This window comes from Labilibaculum filiforme (assembly GCF_002843315.1).
GTDB lineage: Bacteria > Bacteroidota > Bacteroidia > Bacteroidales > Marinifilaceae > Labilibaculum > Labilibaculum filiforme.
On record NZ_MVDD01000005.1, the window covers coordinates 57,910 to 70,719 of the forward strand.

General features: G+C 35.4%; 13 protein-coding genes, 1 tRNA gene and 1 pseudogene. 10 read left to right on the plus strand and 5 right to left on the minus strand.

Features of this window, described 5'->3' with window-relative positions:
- Positions 1–24 precede the first annotated feature (24 nt).
- The 8 genes from BZG02_RS08435 to BZG02_RS08470 all read left to right on the plus strand — a co-directional run bounded on the left by BZG02_RS08435 (position 25) and on the right by BZG02_RS08470 (position 6,750).
- The gene (locus tag BZG02_RS08435) at positions 25–387 is read left to right on the plus strand and encodes a CoA-binding protein (protein WP_101260990.1); all 363 of its coding nucleotides are present in this window, start codon (positions 25–27) and stop codon (positions 385–387) included.
- A gap of 6 nt (positions 388–393) precedes the next feature.
- Positions 394–1,344 (plus strand): SLAC1 anion channel family protein, encoded by a 951-nt coding sequence (locus BZG02_RS08440; protein ID WP_101260991.1) that lies wholly within the window; start codon positions 394–396, stop codon positions 1,342–1,344.
- 23 nt (positions 1,345–1,367) lie between these two features.
- Positions 1,368–1,871 carry a DUF302 domain-containing protein gene (locus tag BZG02_RS08445; protein WP_180335672.1) on the plus strand — a complete coding sequence of 168 codons (504 nt, stop codon included), beginning with the start codon at positions 1,368–1,370 and terminating at the stop codon, positions 1,869–1,871.
- A 68-nt stretch (positions 1,872–1,939) separates the two neighbouring features.
- Positions 1,940–2,407, plus strand: a complete 468-nt coding sequence (locus BZG02_RS08450) for a DUF1847 domain-containing protein (protein WP_101260993.1) — start codon at positions 1,940–1,942, stop codon at positions 2,405–2,407.
- A gap of 242 nt (positions 2,408–2,649) precedes the next feature.
- Positions 2,650–3,339, plus strand: coding sequence for a TapB family protein (locus BZG02_RS08455; protein ID WP_101260994.1), 690 nt, complete (start codon positions 2,650–2,652; stop codon positions 3,337–3,339).
- Positions 3,340–3,426: 87 nt separating this feature from the next.
- Positions 3,427–4,935, plus strand: a complete 1,509-nt coding sequence (locus tag BZG02_RS08460) for an ATP-binding cassette domain-containing protein (protein ID WP_101260995.1) — start codon at positions 3,427–3,429, stop codon at positions 4,933–4,935.
- A 206-nt stretch (positions 4,936–5,141) separates the two neighbouring features.
- A tRNA-Ser gene (locus tag BZG02_RS08465) sits at positions 5,142–5,226 on the plus strand.
- A 309-nt stretch (positions 5,227–5,535) separates the two neighbouring features.
- Complete coding sequence (locus BZG02_RS08470) at positions 5,536–6,750, plus strand: site-specific integrase (protein WP_101260996.1); 1,215 nt, start codon at positions 5,536–5,538, stop codon at positions 6,748–6,750.
- A gap of 462 nt (positions 6,751–7,212) precedes the next feature.
- Here the strand turns inward: BZG02_RS08470 and BZG02_RS21305 are convergent.
- The 3 genes and pseudogenes from BZG02_RS21305 to BZG02_RS21315 all read right to left on the minus strand — a co-directional run.
- A pseudogene (locus tag BZG02_RS21305) lies at positions 7,213–7,380 on the minus strand (TraG/VirB4 family ATPase); the annotation flags it as partial.
- Positions 7,310–7,483: a TraG/VirB4 family ATPase gene (locus tag BZG02_RS21310; RefSeq protein WP_425432612.1), complete on the minus strand. Its 174-nt coding sequence runs from the start codon at positions 7,481–7,483 to the stop codon at positions 7,310–7,312. The gene BZG02_RS21310 and the pseudogene BZG02_RS21305, both read right to left, overlap by 71 nt.
- Before the next feature lie 148 nt (positions 7,484–7,631).
- Positions 7,632–7,790 (minus strand): TraG/VirB4 family ATPase, encoded by a 159-nt coding sequence (locus tag BZG02_RS21315; RefSeq protein ID WP_425432613.1) that lies wholly within the window; start codon positions 7,788–7,790, stop codon positions 7,632–7,634.
- Positions 7,791–7,898: 108 nt separating this feature from the next.
- Here BZG02_RS21315 and BZG02_RS21205 point away from each other — a divergent pair, with 108 nt between their 5' ends.
- The gene (locus tag BZG02_RS21205; protein ID WP_281253667.1) at positions 7,899–8,027 is read left to right on the plus strand and encodes a hypothetical protein; all 129 of its coding nucleotides are present in this window, start codon (positions 7,899–7,901) and stop codon (positions 8,025–8,027) included.
- 670 nt (positions 8,028–8,697) lie between these two features.
- Complete coding sequence (locus tag BZG02_RS08480) at positions 8,698–9,750, plus strand: IS256 family transposase (RefSeq protein WP_101260998.1); 1,053 nt, start codon at positions 8,698–8,700, stop codon at positions 9,748–9,750.
- Positions 9,751–10,139: 389 nt separating this feature from the next.
- Here the strand turns inward: BZG02_RS08480 and BZG02_RS08485 are convergent, their stop codons facing one another.
- Together BZG02_RS08485 and BZG02_RS08490 are read right to left on the minus strand one after the other, a co-directional pair.
- Positions 10,140–11,252 (minus strand): TlpA family protein disulfide reductase, encoded by a 1,113-nt coding sequence (locus BZG02_RS08485; RefSeq protein WP_101260999.1) that lies wholly within the window; start codon positions 11,250–11,252, stop codon positions 10,140–10,142.
- Positions 11,253–11,400: 148 nt separating this feature from the next.
- On the minus strand, positions 11,401–12,810 hold the full coding sequence (locus BZG02_RS08490; protein WP_101261000.1) for a RagB/SusD family nutrient uptake outer membrane protein: 1,410 nt from the start codon (positions 12,808–12,810) through the stop codon (positions 11,401–11,403).

Sequence of the window (12,810 nt, forward strand, 5' to 3'; positions counted from 1 at the left end):
CGCAATAATAATTAATAATTACCAATGAAGAATAAAACTTTAATAATTGGAGCTAGCTTAAATCCAGAACGTTACTCATATAAAGCCGCTGCCAAATTACTTGAAAACGGACACGATATTTATATGCTTGGCAATAAAGCCGGCACACTATTCGATCGTGAAATTGTAAAGGAACAAACTTCTTGTGCTGATGTGGATACCGTTACCATGTATGTATCTGCAAAAAACCAGGTTAGCTATTACGACTACATCATTTCTTTACAACCACGCAGAGTAATTTTTAATCCAGGCACTGAAAATACTGCCTTTGCAGAGAACTTGAATTCTCATGGAATAAAAACAGAAGAGTCCTGTACATTAGTGCTGCTAGCAACAAATAGTTATTGATTACACATGAAAGGTAAATTAAGATATTTCCCCATAACCGCCTATGCTATTGTTATGGGACTTGCCGGATTAAGCATTGTATTTGCCAAATTTCACCACATGCAATGGCTACCCAAGATATTCTACGAAATTATGCTGTTTAGTACTCTATTTGTATTTTTAGGAATATCCGTTTTGTATGCATTAAAGGCTATTCGGCATTTTGAAGAGGTGAAAATAGATTTTAATCATCGAATTCGTATTAACTTTTTCTCAGCATTCTCCATTTCAATTCTTTTGTTATCCATTGCATTCATGAGTTATTGGCCCTTTTTATCGATGAGCTTTTGGTGGATTGGAACCATTGTACATACGGCATTAATGCTTTACACTGTAGCCTATTGGATACAAAATAATTTTGAAATTCAATTTATGAACCCGGCTTGGTTTATCCCAATAGTTGGTAACATGTTAATTCCTATTGCCGGGGTGGAATACCTACCAAAACTATTTTCATTTTTCTACTTTGGAGTTGGATTTTTCTTTTGGATCATCCTATTTACGATTTTCTTAAACCGTGCCATTTTTCACCATCAGCTACCACAAAAATTTGTTCCTACCTTGTTCATTCTTATTGCGCCACCAGCAATTGGTTTTATTGCATACATTCGAATAGCGCAAAGTTGGGACACATTTGCCGTTTTTTTATTGCTGATTTCTTATTTCTTTGCCGTATTGCTATTGGTGTTACACAAAAGCTTTAAAAAACTTGAATTTTTTATATCGTGGTGGGCTTTCACGTTCCCACTAATGGCCATAACAATAGCTTCGGTAGTTGCTTTTCAAATTTCACATCAAGCTATTTTTAAATACTTGTCCTTCTTTTTTATGGCAATAGCTGTGCTCACAATTAGTTTTGTGGCCTACAAAACAGTCGGAAAAATTAGACAAGGTGAAATATGCATCAACGAAGAATAATATCTTATTTTAAAATTACACGAATGAAAAATATAACTATAATCGTATCCATTCTACTAGGTTTTACACTTGGAATCCTATTTACAGGAATTGCTCTAAGTGTATCTTCCGGGGAAATGATGATCAAAGAATTTAAAAGTCCATACGATTTTGAAAAATCAGTGGAAGTAATCAAAACCAGAATCAACGCAAAAGAAGGCTGGCATGTAACTACTATTATCGATCAGAACCAAGAAATAATCGACAATGGAGGAAAAGGCATTGGCAAGTATCACATTATAAAGTATTGCCATGCGGGATTTTCGGAGCGAATGCTAAATGACGACCGTCGGAAAAAAATTGGTAATATGATGCCAAAATCATTTGCCGTATACGAAAAAGCCGACGGCCAAGTCTTCATATCCACCATGAATGGTGCAATAATGGGGAAAATATTTGGAGGTGAGATTGAAAATATCATTGAAGAAGTATCTTTAGATGTAGAAGACATGATGCGATTTATCCACTTAAAATACAGCTTATTTTAATCGCTAAGATAAAATCAAAATAAATCAATAGCTCTTGAGAGCAATGTGCAATTCCTTAAAAAATTAAAATGGATGATAAAGATTTATATTCTGACCATGATATTTCGATCATGAAAAATGCGGCAGATTCCTTAAACCGGAATAATGATCGGATTCAGGAAATTATAGAATTTGCCAAAATATCCAATATTAAAATAATTGGAATTGCACATTGCACCACATTTACCAAACAAGCCAACCAGCTAAGAACCTTTCTTGAGCTAGCAGGATTTACTGTAGAACAAGTAAATTGCAAGATAGGAAAAGTACCTTTTTCGGATTTAGTGCCCAATTACAAAGGAATAAGCTGCAATCCGGCCGGACAAGCACACTATTTGGAAGAAAAAAACACAGAGCTAAATATTATGATGGGTTTGTGCCTGGGGCACGATCTAATTTTTAATGCAAAATCGAAAGCCCCGGTTACTCCCCTAATTGTTAAGGATCGAAAATTAAACCATCACAGCATCGAGAAATTAGATTCATCTGATTCCTAATTCAATTTTACCTCACCAATAAATGATATTTTTTCATTCCTTCTGGAATTACTAAATTGAATCCACTATATTCATCCTTTTTTTTACAAATGCATGAATACTTATGAATAGACACAAAACCAATGCCTGTATTTATTCAAAATATAAGCCTGTTTTTTAATTGTTTGGCAGACAGTTCCTGTTTAAGCACTTTAAACCATAACTATTCAAAGCACATTAATTAACCGTTTAAACCTTATTCTATGAAAAAATTAGTTAGCCTGACATTAGTGATCTGTGCCTCCTTTATTATGGCATTCGCCCAAGACTGCACCCTTTACATTCCCGGCGAAATTGGTACCGAACTTCATTATCAGATCACCAACGCAAAAGGGAAAATTGATGCTATTTATTCTCAAAAAGTAATCTCCATTAAAAATAATGGAGGCGAAACGGTTTATGATCTACTTCAAACCCATAGAGATCCAAAAAAATCTGATAATATCCTACTGCAGGATACCATAAGCTTTCGTTGCAAAGACAATGTTTTTTACATCGATATGGAAAGATATTTGAATCAGAAACAGATGGAAGGATTTAAAGGTATGGAGGTAAAGATTACTACCGATGATTTAATTTACCCTCCCAATCTTTCTGCCGGAATGGCATTAAAAGATGGCTCTATAAATCTCGAAATTGGCTCGGGAATTATGAACATTACCACCAATATTGTGAATCGAAAAGTGGAAGCCCACGAAGATATTACCACTTCGGCAGGCACGTTTACTTGTTACAAAATAAGCGAAGAGGTGCAAAGTAAAATGGGCTTTATAAATGTGCAATTGAATAATGTGGTTTGGATTGTGAAAGACATTGGAACCATCCGAAATGAATCGTACAACAAAAAAGGGAAATTGCAAAGCGTTACGGAGCTGATTAAGATCGTTAGATAAAAGACAGACGATAGTGTTTTTAGATAAAAACATCCTTAAATACACTAAAATCGCTACTTTTACCAGATGTGCTTAAAAGAACCAAGAATGATTCATGAAACTGTTATTTCCTTTGAAGATGTAAACGTACAATATCGCAATAGGATACTTCTTGAAAATATTACACTTTCGGTAAAAAGAGGGGAACAATGGGCTATAGTTGGTGCTGGTGGCTCGGGTAAAAGCGCTCTGTTAAGAGCTATTACAGGCAAATTTCACATTTCGAAAGGCGTTTTTACCCACCCCTACTTAAACCAGAAAGCCAAAAAGGAAAACCCAAATACTGCACTTTTTAACTGGAAAAATTTAATTAGTGAACTTGCTGCCAAACATCATTTCACCAATCTATCCAATACCACCAGCTTTTACTATCAGCAACGTTTTAATTCCTCCGATTCGGAGGACACACAAACCGTTGAGCAATATCTTTCCGAAACAAAAGCAGTTTGCCCCCCAGCAAGCTGGACATTAGAAAAAGTACTGCTTCGCTTACGTCTTCAGGACTTAAAAAAGAAACACCTGATTAAATTATCGAACGGAGAAACAAAAAGACTGCTAATTGCCAAGGCATTACTAAAAAATCCCAGCCTGCTTTTATTAGACAATCCGCTTACCGGACTCGATATCGCAAGCCGAACCGACATCGATCAGTTAATTACAGAAATTTCTGATTCTGGCATTAGTATAATTATGGCCACGTCGCCCTTTGAAATTCCTGATGCCATCACTCACATTGCCATTTTAGACCATGGAAAAATAGTACAAGTGCTTACGAAAGCAGCGTTTTCTCCCGAAAAAGTCCCTTCTTCGGTGCTTCCTGAAATGAATATTCCCGAACTTGAGAAACTTTTGACGCTTGAAAAACAACAAACGTTTCGAACTATTGTTGAAATGAAAGATGTGGTGATTAAATATGGCGAAAACACCATTATCGATCGTGTAAACTGGACAATTAAACAAGGCGAGCGTTGGGCACTACTTGGTGCTAATGGTGCGGGAAAATCGACCTTACTAAGCTTAATTAATGGAGATAACCCACAAGCCTATGCCAATCACATTTCCCTTTTTAATGTGAAAAGGGGAAGCGGCGAAAGTATTTGGGATATTAAAAAGAAAATAGGCTTTGTATCGCCGGAATTTTTTCAATATTTCCCGAACGGAAATAATTGTTTGCAGGTAATTGAATCGGGATTTTACGACACACTGGGCTTGTTCCGAAAATCGAATGCCGAAAAGGCGGAAATTTCGAAACGATGGATGCGACTGCTCGAAATTGAAGCCACAGCTCCCCTACGCTTTAAAGAGGTATCGGCAAGCACCCAGCGATTGTGTCTTTTGGCCCGTGCATTGGTTAAAAATCCTCCGTTGCTAATCTTCGACGAACCTACTCAGGGATTGGATACGCATCAGCAGGAAAACTTTAAACATATTGTGGAGAAAATTTGCGAACACAGCAATGTAAGTTTAATTTATGTGAGTCATTACCAACACGAAATACCAAAAAGTGTTACCAAAATTTTGAAATTAGAAGCAGGCAAACAAGTAGAGAATCTTTAAACCAAGCGTTGCAAGCAACGATTTAAGCAACATTCCACTTGCCTTTATTTGCAAATAAACAACATCCTTTTAAGACTTTAACAGAGGTAGCTTGTGCCGCAAATGGTGCTGCAAGCAGTTCCTTATCATTTTTATCGCATAATATTTTATAATCTGCAATTTTATTCTACTTTTGTGCCACGCAATTATCCAATAAGATGCTGTCTGGAGAAATGACAGAGTGGCCGATTGTGCATGCTTGGAAAGCATGTGTACCGCAAGGTACCGGGGGTTCGAATCCCTCTTTCTCCGCAACTTAGGATTTATCCTAAAGCAAAAGACTGTAAATCAAGGGATTTACAGTCTTTTTTGTTTTTACCCTATTCAATCTAGTATAAATAAAACCACTAGATACGAGAACTATCCGGTGAACAAATCGACACCCCTTCCTTGTTCACCAAAACCCTCATAACAAACTGAATCAAAATAGATTAAATCAAATCAATTTCGAAAATAAAATTTTTATTGTGCTTGAGTTTTAGTAAATTTATTAAACATCATTCAATAATTAATCATGATTCTGAAAAATACATATTTAGTACGAATTGATTTTATTAACGCATGAACACCTTTTCAAAACTGAATATCAGCTTCTTAATCAGAAAGAATCGCTCTAACAAACAGGGTGAGGTTCCTATTTATGTGCGTATCTCTGTAGATGTAGAACGTGTAGAGATTGCAACTGGAAGATATATTAATCTCCAAAAGTGGAACAGTAAACTGAATAAAGCTTTTCCAAAAAAGAAAGGTGGAGTTCAAATCAATCAATTTCTGGATGCTCTTAAAAATGGAATTTACGATCATCATACCGAGATGGTCAAAAATGGAGAGGATATTTCTGCTAAAAAACTCAAAGCTCGTTTTCTTGGCATTGATGAAGGTAGAAAAACACTTTTGGAACTATTTGAATACCACAACAAGCAAATATCTGAATTGGTTGGCATATCGTACTCCCCTGCTACCTTACAAAGGTATTTTACCACACTGGATCATGTTAAGAACTTTCTAAAGCATCGATACAACCTTAAAGATATTTCCTTACACCGAATTAAATATTCCTTTATTATTGATCTGGAACACTATCTCAAGACTGTTCGAAAATGCAATAATAACACAACTTATAAATACATCAAGAACTTTAAAAAGATCATTCTCCTTGCCATTAAAAATGAATGGCTAAACAAAGATCCTTTTACAAAGTATAAATCTACTTTGGTGGAAGTAAAAAGAGAATATTTAACCAAAGAAGAGCTTCAAAAACTTGAGGATCTAAAATTATCGATTCCCCGATTGGATTTTGTCAGAGACATCTTCTTATTCTCCTGTTATTCAGGATTGGCATATGTTGATGTTACCAATCTAACGATAGATCATATCAGAAAAGGAATTGATGGCAATAATTGGATCATTACACAACGAAAGAAAACAAAAATTCCTTCAAATGTTCCATTGCTTCCTATTCCGGAACAACTAATTAAAAAGTATAAATTGTCTCCTGGAAAGAAAATGGAGAACCTTATTTTTCCAAGTCTGAGTAATCAAAAACTAAATGCCTACTTAAAAGAGCTGGCTGATCTGGCCTCAATCAATAAAAACCTGACTTTTCATATGGCCAGGCATACATTTGCGACAACTGTTACCTTGGCAAATGGTGTTCCTATTGAATCCATCAGTTCCATGTTGGGTCACAAGAACATTCGTACTACTCAAATTTACTCCAAGGTTGTAAGTGAAAAAGTAAGTAGAGATATGAACAAACTTAGAAAGAAATTTTAATAGAAACCAGTTATTTCTATTGTGACTATGCTGTTTATTAAATATTCCTCCTAATCATAAATACATATAAGAAGGCCTTCATACTTGCGTAAGCATCCCTTTATCAAAAGCAATGATTTCGGCAAAAGGAAGCGGAATAAATAGCCTGTGCGCTGGAATGAAAATCATTTCAATGTGTTTTGAGTGGGCTTAGCAAAGTGCTATATCAGTTTTTTTTACTGATATAGCTTTTTGCTGCCTAAAGCCAGTGTGTTGGAAAAAAAACGCTTTGAAATAATTGGGCGCCTTTATGCCGTAGTCTTTTGTTGAAATCGGGGCCAAAATCAACTTTGCGATCGCATGTATCAAGGACAGTACCAAATAATTTAATATGGTTTAGAATTAGCACACAACATCAAACTATTTCAAGATTCTTATCCCAATCTACCTTATCTTGTCCTTTGGACAATCAAGCTTTTCATCCTAAGATGAAAAGTCCCTGCTGGAAGGCACAAGAGTTTTTGTGGAACAAAAACACATCTTGCATGCCTCTACCTCCTGGATAAACATCATTGCTTCTCTAAAAAATTTCCGAATGATTTTTAAAAGGTATTTCAGATAAGTGGTTATTTGAGGGGTTGATATCGCCTTCCAGGCCTCTTCTAAAACAAATCACCTTTCTCACGCCACTGAGTCTTCGCATTTTCTGCAGGAAAATATCCATAATGATCAGTGTTGCTAAAAGAAATATCACGGCATGATCCTAAATATTACCCAGTTCAAGTATAAAAAAAAACAGGCAAAGAACTCATCGATTTGTTCAGTAGGTAATCGTACTCCCCTCCTTCAAAATATTTGCTTAGGATAATAAAGTATTCATGGGAGTTGCTACTCCCTGCATATTATCGTAAATGAAGATTGAAAAAAAAAGATTTTCCTGATCCTGATCCGCCAATAATGAGTTTATTTTTGTTGTGAATCAAATGCTTTTTGAAGTGCCCCCGTAAACTTGGACGGTTATTATAAATTACAAAACGGATTATAAGAAGTGGGAAAAACAAATTGAAGATATACCTCTTTCCGAAACCAATTTACCCAACCAACCCATTGATGAATACACAGCTAGAGCAGAAGTTTTAGCAATTGAGGCTCTTAAAAACAAAGATGTATTGATTCAAGCTGGACTTGATGCGACTACAATAGATGAACTAACATCTTTATCGGGAGCATCGCGATTTTACCAGGCACAGTGGATGAGTGAGTATCGTGCTCGCCAAGAGGTCAAAAAGAGTGGATAGAACAATCTCCTGCTGCATATGATTTACGTGATGAAATGCTGCATCATTTTAGTTTTGCTAACTTCAACATACAAGTTGTTCAGAAAAAATTACAACGAATTCGAGAAGGTGGCGGGCATTCTAATATGATACAAGATATGGTTGAATTCTCCGCTTTAGGTGAGAAAAACCAAGATCCTTTAAATAAGATTGGTTTTGAACTTATCTCTTCACAGAATGCCCGTGCAACTTCGCATGCAAAAAGATGAAAGCAATTCGAATAAATTATTACACGATTAAGTTTATACTTTTCTTATGGAGCGGGTAAGCTCAATTCGTGAGTGTGGCCGCTATCTGTTTTGGAACAATGAAGAACAAAGGAATAAATACCTAAATGATTAAATTCTGAAACACCAGATTCTATTAATCTCGACGTAGCTCATACCCTCCCATCGGGACTTTTATGCATCCAATTGGTAACTTGGGACAATGAATTGGCAAGTTGCATCCGTCAAATAGTAATTTGATGACTCCCCGAGGCAAAAATTGATAGTCAATTGGCAAAAAGCTGTTTCCTATTGGCAATTTGATGGCTTCAATAAGCAGACGCTCTAGTTTTTACGATACTGTCTCAGATTTTGTGTAAAGGTTATAATTAATAAAATTTATCATCTTTACTAAAACTGTAAGTATGGACAAATCAGACCTAAAGGCTCATTTGGAGTCCCAAAAAAAATCAGGTAAGAATATTCATGATTATATGAATGACTTGTATCAAGAAGGCCTGCAAACTTTATTGGAAACGGAATTGGATGAACATCTTGGTTACCCTAAAAATGAAACCAGTAGTTCTGGGAATGCAAGAAATGGAAGTAGTAAAAAGAATGTTAAGTTAAAATCAAGTGCGTATACACTTTCTATACCCAGAGATCGAGCAGGAAGCTTTGATCCGCAAATAGTGCCCAAGCATAAGCGCGTTATTGACCAGATTGAGGATTATGTTATAACTCTTTATTCAAAGAGAATGAGTGTTCGTGATGTGCAAGACACCATACAAGATTTATATTGTATTGATATCGATAAGAGTACAATTTCCCGCTTTACAGATCGGCTATTACCTCGTATAGAGAAGTGGCGTAATCGTGCATTAGATGAGTTCTATTTTGTATTGTGGATGGATGGTATCCATATTAAAGTGAAAGAAAATCATCGCCTTGTGAGTAAGTGTGTTTACATTATAATGGGACTTAATACGCAGGGTATAAACGAAGTATTGGGCTTATGGATTGGGAAAGAGGAGTGTGCTTCCTTCTGGCGTGAAGTTCTTAATGATATCAAGGCAAGAGGCGTTAAAGACATCTTACTTACAGCAACTGATAATTTAAAAGGCTTCACCAAAGCAATTCAGGCAGCTTTTACAAAAGCCATTACACAGATATGTGTGGTTCATATGGTTCGCCAAAGTTTTGGCTACATAATTTCTAAAAAGCGTAAAGCATTTTCTGATAATCTAAAGATGGTTTATAAAGCCCCTAACAGAGAAATGGCAGAAGAATATCTTGTTAGTTTTGAAGCAAAATGGTTAGACCGCTACCCATCTGCAGTAAAGCCTTGGAGTGTTAATTGGAATTTATGGACCTGCTTCTTTGATTATACACATGAAATCCGAAAGATTATATATACTACAAATGCAATTGAGAATTTAAATAAGAATATCAGAAAGTACACTCGAAACAAAATGTAATTCCCAGATGATAAGTCTGCTATTAAATCAATATATTTAGCTTGTCTTAAGGTATCTAAAACATGGCATCAACCTATACCGGTCTGGGGGGCTATGCTTAATGATTTTCATATGGCATTCCCTGACAGATGTGGACATATTAAAATCAATTAAAGTCAATTACACAAAAATTGAGACACTACCTAATGATAAAATCTGAAAGCAGGGAGAAAAACAAGACTTCTCTTATTTAAATACTCTTCTTCAAAACCGATATTACAGAAATTACTACAGAACAAAAAGAGCTAGACTTATTATAGTCTAACCCTTAAAATTTTAACATATACGCCTATCAAATCATTCTTTAACAAGTCCAAAATTGTGCCAAAGCCAAATAACTATATAATACATCACTTCTGGCTGGCTTTATATCTAGCCAATGCTTCCTGATATTCATCAATTGTTGAATCATTGATCATTCCTTGGAGTTCCCCTGATGCTATGGCCTCTTTCCCCAGTTCAATGGCTTTTTCCTCAGATGCAATAGCATTGCTTACATCATCCATTTTAAAATAACACTGTGCCATATAATGAAAAATGACCGGTTTCACTGAATTATCAGATAACATTTCAGTAAAAATACCTACTCCATATTGATAAACTTCTTTGGAAAGTTCATCCTTTGAAGCAATAATAGACCCAATGAAAGAACTGGCAGAAGGCATCTTTTTCCACTCATTTGCAAATACAAGAGCCTTATGCACATCACACTCAAGAAGAGTTGTAAACTTCAAGCTATAAAAAGGTAACTGCTGTTCCGGATCAATTGTACTCATTGTACTATCAATATCATTAAGAGCTTCAGAATAATCTTCAGTTGCAATAGCTTCACTCACCCGTTTAGCTAAATCTTGAAAAGATACAATCGTTCTCTCTAACTTTTCATCTCTTTTCTTAGATTCATCCGCTTTCATTTTATAAGTACCTGTCATTACTTCTTCAATAATCTTATCCAGTTTTGTAGGTTGGCCAATCCAAATGATCTTTCCCTTTTTTATCAGGAATGATGCCGGGATACCATATTGACCAGATGCTACCATCCAGTTGTTTGCCATATACTGGTCGTTATTATCCATTAAAACATTGTACGCCATTTTATCTCCCATATTTAGAACAAATTTTTTAACGGAGGGTAAAGATGTTTCGTATAATTCTTTTCCATTTTTATGATCTTCCCAAACATTAACCCCAATAACATTAACCTTGTCGGCATATTTTTTTGCCAACTCAGACAAATGGGGCATTGCCGCCCTGCAAGGACCACACCATGTTGCCCAAAATTCAACAACATATAGTTTATCATTTTCAAAATATTCAACAGGAGTCCCTTTTATCCAATTTCCTCTAAGTTCGGGAGCTACATCACCAACTTTAAGTTTAACAGGACTTTGTCCAAAAACTGATAAAGCGAAGCAAACTGCTAATAATGGTAAAATACTTTTTTTCCAATTTTTATTTTTCATTGTTTTATCTTTGATTTATAAATTTTATTATCCCTCTTGCTTTTATTGTACAACCGTAGAGAAATATTCTTTTCGAGAAATTATAATAATTTATAACAAAGACAGGAACTTTTCATAATAGAGAAATACCCTGTCTTTGTTAAATGTGTTAATAATTTTGTGTTAATGTAGGATTATAATCCGTCGAACTCATAGGAAATGGGAATATCCATAAAGGTGAATCAGGTACTAATGTATAGGTTACCCCATTAATAGTCCTGGTAATTATTTGTTCGTAAATCCCTTCAGTATTCCATCTCTTTATATTTACAAAATTCTTCCATGTAAACAAATACTCAACTCTGGCTGTTTTGTTTAACACCTCCATAACCTCAGCCTCAGTAACAGGTGTAGCAAGAGGCTCGTATGGGTACACGCGTCTTTCCCTAATAAAGTTTATAATATCCATGGCTCCTTTTAAATCATTTGTTCGCGCAAGACATTCAGATTTTATTAAATACAGATCAGATGTAGTTATTCCCCCAGAGTTCTGCTGATAAGGAGCAAACCAAAGTAAAATACCAGGCATCCCAGATATAATTTGACCATATAGAGCGTTGTAAGCAGTAGTGTGATCTTTAATAATATTACCAGTTTCATAGTAATTGTTTAGAATTTCGAAACTAGGTGTAAAAAATTGAGGATAGTTTTTCCCATAATACGCATAAAATATGTTATCAGAAGCTTTGAGTCCGTCACGTGAAACTGATAAACCTGATCCCTCATCAACAATAGGAAGAAAAGGGCGATGATCTTCTAATACATCATTATAAGAAAGGCCTGTTTCTGCTGCAACCAAAGCACCTTCATAATCATGCATAGATATAAGTACCCATGCCTTTACAGCATAAGCAAATCCTTTCCCAATTCGCATACTATTATTTGGTTGATCAGGCAATGCATCTAAAGCAAAAGCAGCATCAATATCAGAAAGCATATTATCATACACTTCTTTCACAGTATTCTTGATGTTAAGTTCTTCAACATCAATATCACGAACATAAGGAATGCCACCATCTGTTTCTGCTGTAGAAGGATTATAAGCTTTAGCATATATATTTACCAATAAATAATGCATATAAGCTCTTAAGATGTAAGCCTCTGCTTTTAGTTGCCGAGCCAAAGTAGGATCACCACTGGCCTCATCTGCTTTAGCTAGAACAATATTGGCTACATTTGTAATAATCGGATAAAGTCCTTCGTATGGATCATCTGTTGCTGTCAAAGCTTTCCTGTCAATAGATTCATTGTATGTAACCAATGTATAATCCCAATTCCTTACAGTCCCACTAATAAGGTTAGGAACATTTACTGCATAAGGATACATATCATTGACCAATACAGACTGTTTAATAAAATTGAAACCATTACTCCCATACTCGTAATTCATCAATTGATCGAGGTCACGTACTTGATTCAGCAAATTTTTACCCTTGGGTGTAATCTCCGTGTAATTTTCACAAGCAGAAACCACAAACAGTGCGAGTATTACTAAAAAAGGATATATTTTCTTTTTCAT